Consider the following 9,173-nt stretch of genomic DNA (forward strand, 5'->3'; position numbering starts at 1 on the left):
GCATCAAGCTGAATTTGCATTGCGCTGTCATAAAAATGTCATAATTAAGACATTTTGCTGTAACCAAACTGACCTATTTTCCCTTCTGCACCTTTTTTAATCTGACGAACACATTTCTTTGTTGATTCTCAATATCCCATTAGGAGGGGTTATGAAACTGATGCGTATCACCGTAGCCGGCATAATGGCAGCGACATTTTCTTTGACAACCCTGTCTGTATTCGCTGCTTCCAGCTTGACGGGGGCAGGTGCGACATTTCCCGCCCCGGTGTATGCCAAGTGGGCAGATTCTTATCAAAAAGAGACCGGTAATAAAGTCAATTATCAAGGCATCGGTTCTTCCGGTGGCGTAAAACAAATTCTGGCGAATACCGTTGATTTCGGTGCTTCCGATGCGCCCTTATCCGATGAAAAATTAGCGGCTGATGGTTTGTTTCAATTCCCGACGGTCATCGGCGGGGTCGTACTGGCGGTTAATATCCCTGGTATTAAATCCGGCGAATTAACACTGGATGGTAAAACGTTGGGTGATATTTATTTAGGTAAAGTGAAAAAGTGGAATGATCCGGCGATGACTAAATTGAATCCGGGGATGAAACTGCCGGAGCAGGATATTGCGGTGGTACGTCGTGCGGATGGTTCCGGCACCTCTTTTGTGTTTACCAGTTATCTTTCTAAAGTGAATAGCGAGTGGAAAGAAAAAGTCGGTGCAGGTTCCACGGTAAGCTGGCCTGTTGGTTTAGGTGGTAAAGGCAATGATGGCATTGCCGCATTTGTTCAGCGCCTGACGGGTTCCATTGGTTATGTTGAATATGCCTACGCTAAACAGAATCATTTGGCTTATACCAAACTGGTCTCTGCTAATGGCAATGTTGTCAGCCCGACAGAAGAGAGTTTCAGTGCCGCAGCGAAGAAAGCGGAATGGCACAAAACGTTTGCTCAGGATTTGACACACCAGCAAGGTGAAAACGCGTGGCCGATTACTTCCACTACATTTATTCTGGTTCACAAACAGCAAAAAGATGCCGCCAAGGGGGCAGAAATACTGAAATTCTTTGACTGGGCTTACGAGAAAGGCAGTAAACAAGCGAATGATCTGGATTATGCAACCCTGCCAAAAGAAGTGGTTGAGCAAGTTCGGGCGGCCTGGAAAACCCATGTGAAGGATAGCAGCGGTAAAATTCTGTATTAAATCGTGTTGATGGCAACGGTTTGAAGTATCGATTAAATTTGTAGTTTTGATTTCTCCCCCCGTTAAAGGGGGAATTTACCCGGATGAGAATAAGCTCTATGGCCGAACAGAAAACGGCAATAAAAGCACCCAGTAAAAACGGCGATATTATTTTCAGCGCACTGGTTCGGCTAGCTGCGCTGATGACTTTGTTTTTGCTGGGAGGCATCATTATCTCGTTGATTATTGCCTCCTGGCCTAGTATCCAGCAGTTCGGTATCTCTTTCCTCTGGCATAAAGAGTGGGATGCCCCGGCAGAACAATTTGGTGCATTGGTGCCTATTTACGGTACGTTGGTCACTTCGTTGATTGCTTTGATCATTGCGGTGCCTGTCAGTTTCGGGATTGCACTGTTCCTAACGGAACTGGCGCCTAACTGGCTGAAACGCCCGCTTGGTGTAGCAATTGAGTTGCTGGCTGCAATTCCAAGTATTGTCTATGGCATGTGGGGGTTGTTTGTGTTTGCCCCTCTGTTTGCCACCTATTTTCAGCAGCCGGTCGGCAATGTCCTTTCCGGTATGCCAATTGTCGGTGAACTGTTCTCCGGTCCTGCCTTTGGTATCGGCATTCTGGCGGCGGGCGTCATTCTCGCTATCATGATTATTCCTTATATCGCCTCGGTTATGCGTGATGTGTTCGAACAAACACCGGTCATGATGAAAGAATCCGCTTATGGTATCGGTTGTACTACCTGGGAAGTTATCTGGCACATTGTGTTGCCTTACACCCGCAATGGCGTGATTGGTGGTGTCATGCTGGGCCTTGGCCGTGCGCTGGGGGAGACAATGGCAGTGACTTTTATCATCGGTAATACTTACCAGCTCGACAGTTTCTCACTATTTATGCCGGGCAACAGTATTACTTCTGCGCTGGCGAACGAATTCGCTGAAGCTGAATCTGGCTTACATACCTCAGCATTGATGGAGCTTGGTCTGGTTCTGTTTGTGATCACCTTTATTGTGCTGGCGTTGTCAAAATTAATGATCATGCGTCTGGTGAAGAATGAGGGGCGTTGATATGGCAGCAATGGATGGGAAAAAGCCTGTTGATGCAAATGCACGCAGCCGTAAACAGGCATGGCGCCGTCAGAAAAACCGGCTCGCTCTGCTGTTATCAATGGCAACCATGTTGTTTGGTCTGTTCTGGCTGGTGTGGATTCTGTTCTCCACAGTCACCAAAGGCCTCGATGGTATGTCGCTGGCGTTGTTCACGGAAATGACACCGCCACCGAATACCGAAGGTGGTGGCTTGGCAAATGCCATTGTTGGTAGTGGGTTATTGATTTTATGGGCGACGATTATCGGTACTCCGTTGGGGATCATGGCGGGTATCTATCTGGCCGAGTATGGCCGCCGTTCATGGTTGGCAGAGGTGATCCGCTTTATCAACGATATCTTGCTGTCAGCGCCTTCTATTGTCGTCGGCTTGTTTGTTTACACTGTCGTTGTAACGAAAATGCAGCACTTTTCCGGTTGGGCTGGGGTGATCGCCTTAGCGTTGTTGCAAGTGCCGATTGTCATCAGGACCACTGAGAACATGCTGAAATTGGTTCCTGATAGCTTACGTGAAGCAGCCTATGCCTTGGGAACACCTAAATGGAAGATGATTTCGGCCATCACACTGAAAGCCTCAGTATCCGGCATTATCACCGGTGTGTTGCTGGCAATTGCCCGAATTGCCGGGGAAACAGCGCCGTTGCTGTTCACCTCTCTTTCAAATCAGTTCTGGAGTACTGATTTGAGTCAGCCAATCGCCAACTTGCCGGTCACTATTTTTAAATTTGCGATGAGTCCATTTTCCGAATGGCAGCAACTGGCGTGGGCAGGCGTATTATTGATAACCCTGTGTGTATTGCTGATTAACATTGTAGCGCGTGTGCTGTTTGCCAAGAAAAAGCACTGACTGATATTTTCAACAGAGAGAAGTAAATGAACATGGCTAATGATATCGCTGGCAGTAAAATTCAGGTCCGTGATCTGAACTTTTATTACGGCAAATTTCACGCGCTGAAAAACATTACGTTGAATATTGCAAAGAATAAAGTAACGGCTTTTATCGGTCCGTCTGGCTGCGGTAAATCTACGTTGCTACGGACTTTCAATAAAATGTATGAATTGTATGGTGAGCAGCGGGCAGAGGGAGAAATTTTGCTGGATGGCAATAATATCCTGACGGATAAACAGGATGTGGCGTTGCTGCGTGCCAAAGTGGGTATGGTATTCCAGAAGCCGACCCCATTTCCGATGTCTATTTACGACAATATTGCTTTTGGTGTCCGCCTGTTTGAGAAACTCTCAAGAGCAGAAATGGATGAACGTGTTCAATGGGCTTTGACCAAAGCCGCATTGTGGAATGAAACCAGGGATAAACTGCATCAGAGCGGATACAGTCTGTCTGGTGGTCAGCAGCAGCGTTTATGTATTGCCCGCGGCATTGCGATCCGTCCGGATGTTCTATTATTGGATGAACCTTGTTCCGCACTTGACCCGATTTCTACCGGTCGTATTGAGGAGCTGATCAGCGAATTGAAATCTGAATATACCGTGGTGATTGTGACTCACAATATGCAGCAGGCTGCGCGTTGTTCAGATCATACTGCGTTTATGTACCTTGGTGAATTGATTGAATTCAGTGACACAGACACATTGTTTACCACACCAAAAATGAAACAAACTGAAGACTATATTACCGGTCGTTATGGTTGATTACGGGGCGTAACATGGACAATCTGAATCTCAATAAACATATTTCTGGTCAGTTTAATGCTGAACTGGAGCATATCCGTACTGAACTGATGGTGATGGGTGGGCTGGTGGAAGAACAGCTCTCTAAGGCGATTACCTCGATGCATAATCAGGATGCAGAGCTGGCTCGTGAAGTGATTGAGGACGATCATAAAGTCAATATGATGGAAGTCGCTATTGATGAAGCATGTGTTCGTATCATTGCCAAGCGCCAGCCGACGGCCAGTGATCTGCGGCTGATTATGTCAATCTCGAAAACCATTGCTGAACTGGAAAGAATCGGAGATGTGGCAAAGAAAATTTGCCAGACGGCACTTGAGAAATTTTCACATCAGCATCAGTCACTGTTGGTGAGTTTGGAATCGCTTGGCCACCATACCATCCAGATGCTGCATGATGTTTTAGATGCTTTTGCCCGCATGGATCTGGAAGAAGCTATTCGTATCTATCACGAGGATAAAAAGGTGGATAAAGAGTATGAAGGTATTGTCCGCCAACTGATGACTTATATGATGGAAGATCCCAGAACCATCCCAAGTGTGCTGACAGCCCTGCTTTGTGCGCGTTCTATTGAACGGATTGGCGATCGTTGCCAAAACATCTGTGAATTTATTTTCTACTATGTCAAAGGGCAGGATTTCCGGCATGTAGGTGGTGATGAGCTGGAAAGGTTGCTGACTAAAGATAACAAGTAACTCGCTGACAATGCTGGCATTTTTTGCCGGCATTGTTTTACCTTATAATTCTTAATAGTTATAAATATAGTTTTTTATATTATTTCCTGCTCTATAGTGAAATTGATAGCTTGTGGTGATTATAAACATTTAATTACCGTCAGGAGTTTTCAATGAAATCCCGCGTTCTTGTCACGGCGTTGCTGGCTGGGTTAGCACTGGTTACTGGTGTTGCGAAGGCCGATAAACTGGATGATATTAAAAAAGCCGGTACAGTGCGGATCGCTGTTTTTGACAGTAATCCCCCGTTTGGTTTTATTGACCCGCAAACTAAAAAACTGGCGGGTTATGATGTGGATATCGCAAACGCGATTGCTAATGATCTGGGTGTTAAACTGGAACTGCGTCCGACTAACCCGGCAAACCGTTTGCCACTGCTGGCATCAAAGAAAATTGATCTGATTGCTGCCAATTTTACGGTAACGGATGAGCGTGCTAAACAAGTCGATTTTTCAATCCCTTATTTTGCCACCGGGCAAAAATTTATTGCCCGTAAAGGGGTTCTGAAATCTCCGGATGACATTAAAAACTTACGTATCGGTGCTGATAAGGGAACGGTACAGGAAATCACTCTGCGTGAGCATTATCCGACAGCAAAAGTCATCTCTTATGACGATACGCCTCTGGCATTTGCTGCGCTGCGTAACGGCAATGTACAAGCAATCACTCAGGATGACGCTAAACTGGTCGGTCTGCTGGCTAACGTACCGGCAGCACAAAAAGCGGAGTTTGAGATCTCTCCTTTCAGCATCACCCGTGAATATCAGGCCGTGGCTGCGTCAAAAGGGGAAGAGCGCTTAGTTGAAGCGGTGAACCAAACGCTGCTGAAATTGGAAAAAGAGGGTGAAGCAGAGAAAATTTATAACCGCTGGTTTGGCCCGGAGACCAAGTCGTCTCAGCCGCGAGGTGACTTTAAGTTTGCTCCTTTGGAGCAGCAAGCTAAGTCCTGATGAGTTATAAACCTTGGTAATCAGCCCCGCGCCTTGTGTTGCGGGGTTTTATCATTGGTAATGTTTGGTAATCGTAAGATATGTTTGAGTTATTTGTTACAGAACACTTGCTTGCTCCCCAATATCTGGAGTGGCTTTGGCAGGGTTTCCTGATTACGTTATGGATATCCGCCTGTACCGTTGTGGCTTCCACGTTGCTGGGCTTTGTTCTGGCTGCTGCCCGTGACAGCCAACTAAAAATTCTCCGTTGGCCGGTGACGGCTTATACCACCCTGTTTCGCAATACGCCTTTGCTGGTGCAACTGTTTTTCTGGTACTTTGCATCAGGGCAAATACTGCCGCAAGAGGTGATGTTCTGGCTGAATACACCTCATGAAATCAATCTATTAGGTCTATCATTGGCATGGCCTTCGTTCGAATTTCTGGCTGGATTTATCGGTTTGACCCTCTATACAGCCCCCTTTGTCGCGGAAGAATTACGGGCAGGTATTCAGGGCGTAGGGCGTGGGCAAAAATATGCGGCTCATGCATTGGGACTGACTGGCTGGCAGGCAATGCGATATGTCGTACTGCCGCAGGCATTGAAGATAGCAATGCCGCCATTACTGGGACAGTATATGAATATTGTGAAAAACTCGTCGCTGACAATGGCGATTGGTGTGGCTGAACTGTCATATGCTTCGCGTCAGGTGGAAACTGAAACACTGAGAACATTTGAAGCATTCGGTGTTGCGACAGTGCTGTATATTGCCACGATTGCGGTCATGGAAGGTTGGGGACAATGGCGTCAACAACAAGCTATAGCAAGAGGACACTAAAATGGATTTTTCAGTCATTGCAGAAAACTGGCGCTACCTACTGTTAGGAACTTTCCCTGATGGCCCCCTTGAAGGGGCGGCATTGACATTGGTTATTAGCCTGATGGCTGGTGTGATTTCTATTGTATTGGGTACAGTTGCAGGTGTTGCTTTGGCAATGCTGAAAGGCTTTTGGGTTAACCTGTTAGCCGCAGTATTGGGTTTTTTCCGTGCAATTCCCGTCATTATGCTGATTTTCTGGACTTACTTTCTGTTGCCTGTGATGCTTGGCATGGAAATTCCTGAAATCACTACAGTGGTTTGTGCTCTGGCGTTGATCACCTCTGCTTATTTGGCTCATGGGGTGAAAGCGGGAATTATTGCGATTGGTGCGGGCCAGTGGCAGGCAGGGTTATCATTAGGTTTCAACCGTTGGCAGGTACTTTGGTACATTGTTTTGCCACAGGCATTACGCATGATGGTGCCTTCCTTTATTAATCAGTGGATCGCTCTGATAAAAGACACTTCTCTGGCCTATATTGTTGGCGTGGCAGAACTGTCATTCCTGGCAACTCAGGTGAATAACCGCAGTATGGTTTATCCGATAGAAGTCTTTTTATTTGTCGCGCTGATTTATTTTGTGATGTGCCTGACGCTGGAATTGACAGCAAACTATATTGTTCGCCGTTTTTCTCTGCAACGCAGGAAAATGTCTATTTTCCGTTTTTGGCGGAAGGAAAAATTAATTTTGTCTCCCCAATATTAATTTTTCCTTTATGTAATGATTTGTATTTTCGGCATAATCTCCCTATTTTATTTATAGGGGGATTTTTAATATTAGTTTATTGTGTCTGATTTTATATTATTGAAATATATTTTCACTCTGAAATATAAACAATAATAAAATTATTAAGTTAAATAAAGATTTTTGTGAAAATAAGAAAAATCTGTTGAAATAACAGAATAATAATCTTTTTAGATAATCTATGGGCAAGGATGCCGGCATCTCAACATAATGCATGCTGATGAGACTACGACAACCAGAGATATCCGTCCTTTCATAGACGCTCTTGACGCAGTTAGATTTAACCGACCAAAAGTTAACCGCTAAGGGAAGCATGCGTTATACCTACATCAGAGTCAGCTCAACTGACCAAAGTATAGAGAGACAAAAAGAGGCTTTATCAGCAATAAATGCAATGGAGTCAACAAGGCGCTCATTATTTATTGCAAACGCGCCCGGCCGTATTAAACGGTGAGCTAGAGGCACAATTTGAGCTCTGGTATCCGGAAGTAAAATTGGGAGAGGAAACAGAAAACCATTTAACCGCAGCGATTACAGCATAGAATAATGCCCACGCTTTTTTATGCTATCCTTAATCAAATTAATCACAAAAGAGAAAGCTAATCACTAGATTATATGATACGAATAATATGTTATTCAATATGTGTCTTTGCAGTGAGTTTGTTATTTCATTGTGTATTTCAACTTTTTTTAAAAAAAATAATCATAAATGTGGATTTTGTCACGAAACAAATATTTTTTATTGACTTGCCAAAGTTAACATATAAGATTTTTTAATCATGAACCAAACTGAGGATTTATGTTTTGAGCAATCCATTTGAAAATGAATCTCTTGATTTCTTTGTATTAATAAATGATGAAAATCAACACTCACTATGGCCTGTATTCATTGCAGTACCTGCTGGTTGGCAAGTTATCTACGGACCAGAAAAACGTGAGAATTGTTTGAGTCTTGTAGAGAGTAACTGGAAAGATATGAGGCTAAAAAGTTTGCAGTGAAATAAATTAGAAAAGGCGGATTCGACTAATAAGTACAATTTTTCAGAAGGGCGGTCAGTTACTATATTAGGCATCTTTCCCGCCATAAGAAAATGCACTATGGTCTATAAACAACTGACCGAAACAGAAAGATACCCGATTTCCAGTTTAAAAAGCGGGTTTTTCATAACGTTTCATTGTCAATCACTCAATCGAAACCCATCAACTATTAGCAGAGAGTTGAAAAGAAATCAGGAAGTAAAAGAATATTGTCCGAAATAGGCCCATCTTTAGGGGCTTTCTCGCCGTCATTTTGCTAAGAAAGCCACAAAAGTGACCAAAGGAATAAAAAATGGATAAAGCGGCTAATTTGGCAAGATTTAAGTCCTGAACAGGTGGTTAACTATATAAGGAAGTATGAATAGATATCCTTGCATCATGAAACCATTTGTAGATTGATTTATAAAAATAAAATGGATAGAGGTGATTTATGGCAATATCTCAGAATTGTCAGAAAACCGTATCGTAAACGGTATGGTTGTTATGAAAGAAGAGGAAAAATTAAAAACAAAGTCAGTATTAATGAACGCCCAGAAATCGTTGATAAAAAAGCACGAATTGGTGATTGGGAAGGTAATACGATAATAGGAAAAGATAAAAAAAGTGTATTATTAACACTGGTTGAACGTAAGGCACTCTATTTAATTATTATTAAACTGAATAAAAAACAAGCATCAGAAGTGGCCGAAGCCACAGTGAAGGCTTTATACCCGTTAAAACAAAAGGTTAAAACAATGACGTTTGATAACGGTTTAGAATTAAATAATCGTCCCCGAAAGATTCGTGGTGGCAAACCCTCAAATGGACTATTTAAAGGGATACGAACTTGTTTACTCGTAGCTTAATTATGTTGCACTTACTATGCGAAACCACC

The 9,173-nt window shown here is 43.7% G+C and carries 9 protein-coding genes and 2 pseudogenes; all 11 read left to right on the forward strand.

The window, feature by feature from the left end; translation table 11 throughout:
* The first annotated feature begins 151 nt into the window (after positions 1-151).
* The 11 genes and pseudogenes from pstS to ACGF63_RS05830 all read left to right on the forward strand — a co-directional run bounded on the left by pstS (position 152) and on the right by ACGF63_RS05830 (position 9,144).
* Positions 152-1,192 carry a phosphate ABC transporter substrate-binding protein PstS gene (gene pstS, locus ACGF63_RS05780; protein ID WP_387629441.1) on the forward strand — a complete coding sequence of 347 codons (1,041 nt, stop codon included), beginning with the start codon at positions 152-154 and terminating at the stop codon, positions 1,190-1,192.
* A 98-nt stretch (positions 1,193-1,290) separates the two neighbouring features.
* Positions 1,291-2,247 (forward strand): phosphate ABC transporter permease PstC, encoded by a 957-nt coding sequence (gene pstC / locus ACGF63_RS05785; RefSeq protein ID WP_036846305.1) that lies wholly within the window; start codon positions 1,291-1,293, stop codon positions 2,245-2,247.
* Between the two features lies 1 nt (position 2,248).
* A complete protein-coding gene (gene pstA, locus ACGF63_RS05790) occupies positions 2,249-3,133 on the forward strand; it encodes a phosphate ABC transporter permease PstA (RefSeq protein WP_152963249.1) in 885 nt (294 codons plus the stop codon).
* A 32-nt stretch (positions 3,134-3,165) separates the two neighbouring features.
* The gene (gene pstB / locus ACGF63_RS05795; RefSeq protein WP_387464088.1) at positions 3,166-3,936 is read left to right on the forward strand and encodes a phosphate ABC transporter ATP-binding protein PstB; all 771 of its coding nucleotides are present in this window, start codon (positions 3,166-3,168) and stop codon (positions 3,934-3,936) included.
* A 14-nt stretch (positions 3,937-3,950) separates the two neighbouring features.
* A complete protein-coding gene (phoU, locus tag ACGF63_RS05800) occupies positions 3,951-4,670 on the forward strand; it encodes a phosphate signaling complex protein PhoU (RefSeq protein ID WP_152963251.1) in 720 nt (239 codons plus the stop codon).
* A 152-nt stretch (positions 4,671-4,822) separates the two neighbouring features.
* On the forward strand, positions 4,823-5,659 hold the full coding sequence (locus ACGF63_RS05805; protein ID WP_152963252.1) for an ABC transporter substrate-binding protein: 837 nt from the start codon (positions 4,823-4,825) through the stop codon (positions 5,657-5,659).
* Positions 5,660-5,739: 80 nt separating this feature from the next.
* On the forward strand, positions 5,740-6,477 hold the full coding sequence (locus ACGF63_RS05810; RefSeq protein WP_152963253.1) for an amino acid ABC transporter permease: 738 nt from the start codon (positions 5,740-5,742) through the stop codon (positions 6,475-6,477).
* Position 6,478: 1 nt separating this feature from the next.
* Positions 6,479-7,222 (forward strand): amino acid ABC transporter permease, encoded by a 744-nt coding sequence (locus ACGF63_RS05815; RefSeq protein WP_036837563.1) that lies wholly within the window; start codon positions 6,479-6,481, stop codon positions 7,220-7,222.
* Between the two features lie 428 nt (positions 7,223-7,650).
* Positions 7,651-7,803, forward strand: a pseudogene (locus ACGF63_RS05820) (ISKra4 family transposase); the annotation flags it as partial.
* 253 nt (positions 7,804-8,056) lie between these two features.
* Positions 8,057-8,260, forward strand: a complete 204-nt coding sequence (gene pttA / locus ACGF63_RS05825; protein ID WP_231398182.1) for a phototemtide A NRPS accessory protein PttA — start codon at positions 8,057-8,059, stop codon at positions 8,258-8,260.
* A 99-nt stretch (positions 8,261-8,359) separates the two neighbouring features.
* Positions 8,360-9,144: pseudogene (locus ACGF63_RS05830) on the forward strand (IS30 family transposase).
* The last annotated feature ends 29 nt before the right edge of the window (positions 9,145-9,173 follow it).

Source organism: Photorhabdus sp. RM322S, from assembly GCF_042879395.1.
In the GTDB taxonomy this organism is placed as follows: domain Bacteria; phylum Pseudomonadota; class Gammaproteobacteria; order Enterobacterales; family Enterobacteriaceae; genus Photorhabdus; species Photorhabdus khanii.

Bases quoted from the DNA above. Each gene is read 5' to 3' on its own strand.
- pstS (WP_387629441.1), top strand. From the start codon at position 152: ATGAAACTGATGCGTATCACCGTAGCCGGCATAATGGCAGCGACATTT.
- pstC (WP_036846305.1), top strand. From the start codon at position 1,291: ATGGCCGAACAGAAAACGGCAATAAAAGCACCCAGTAAAAACGGCGAT.
- pstA (WP_152963249.1), top strand. From the start codon at position 2,249: ATGGCAGCAATGGATGGGAAAAAGCCTGTTGATGCAAATGCACGCAGC.
- pstB (WP_387464088.1), top strand. From the start codon at position 3,166: ATGGCTAATGATATCGCTGGCAGTAAAATTCAGGTCCGTGATCTGAAC.
- phoU (WP_152963251.1), top strand. From the start codon at position 3,951: ATGGACAATCTGAATCTCAATAAACATATTTCTGGTCAGTTTAATGCT.
- ACGF63_RS05805 (WP_152963252.1), top strand. From the start codon at position 4,823: ATGAAATCCCGCGTTCTTGTCACGGCGTTGCTGGCTGGGTTAGCACTG.
- ACGF63_RS05810 (WP_152963253.1), top strand. From the start codon at position 5,740: ATGTTTGAGTTATTTGTTACAGAACACTTGCTTGCTCCCCAATATCTG.
- ACGF63_RS05815 (WP_036837563.1), top strand. From the start codon at position 6,479: ATGGATTTTTCAGTCATTGCAGAAAACTGGCGCTACCTACTGTTAGGA.